This is a genomic window from Streptomyces alkaliphilus (assembly GCF_014141535.1).
Classification (GTDB): Bacteria; Actinomycetota; Actinomycetes; order Streptomycetales; family Streptomycetaceae; genus Streptomyces; species Streptomyces alkaliphilus.
In genome coordinates this window covers 1-770 of sequence record NZ_VKHT01001540.1, presented here as the reverse complement: position 1 = coordinate 770, position 770 = coordinate 1, and the positions used below count along the sequence as shown (strand labels likewise).

Genomic DNA, 770 nt, shown 5'->3' with positions numbered 1-770 from the left:
CTTCACCGGCCTGGAGGGCGGCATGGGCACCCTCCCCGGCGCGATCGCCGACGCCTGTCGGGCCGCCGGCGCGGAGATCCGCCTCGACGCCCCGGTCCGTTCGCTGCGCCGCACCCCCACCGGCTGGGCGGTCACCGTCGGCCCCGACGCCGGCACGGCGGAGGAGACGACCGCGGACGCGGTGCTCCTGGCCGTCCCCGCCGGCCCGGCCGCCCGCCTGCTCGCCGACCACGCCCCGGCGGCGGCCCGGGAACTGGAGGGCGTCGACCACGCCTCCATGGCGCTGATCACCGTGGCACTGCGCCGCTCCGACCTCGACCGTCCGCTGCCGGGCAGCGGGTTCCTCGTCCCCGCCGTGGACGGTCGCCTCATCAAGGCGTCCACCTTCTCCAGCGGCAAGTGGGAGTGGGCGGGCCGGGACCCGGAGCTGTACCTGCTGCGGGCCTCCGTCGGCCGCCACGGCGATCCGGGCGCCGTGGCCATGGACGACGCCGACCTCGTGCGGGGCGCCCTGGCCGATCTCCGCGAGGCCGTCGGCCTCACCGCCGTCCCCGTCGCCTCCGTGGTCACCCGCTGGATCGACGGTCTGCCGCAGTACGCCCCCGGCCACACCGACCGGATCGACCGGGTCCGCCGTGCCCTCGCCGACCTCCCCGGCCTGCGGGCGTGCGGCGCCGCCCACGACGGCGTCGGCATCCCCGCCTGCGTCGCCACCGCCCGGGCCGCCGCCGAGGACCTGCTGCGCACCGTCCCGGCCCACCCCACCGACC

At 78.7% G+C, this 770-nt stretch carries 1 protein-coding gene; it reads left to right on the top strand.

The annotated features are described in order from the left end of the window. Positions 1–22: 22 nt before the first annotated feature. The coding region (locus FNQ90_RS25560; protein ID WP_323380186.1) for a protoporphyrinogen/coproporphyrinogen oxidase at positions 23–770 on the top strand (748 nt) is incomplete at its 3' end.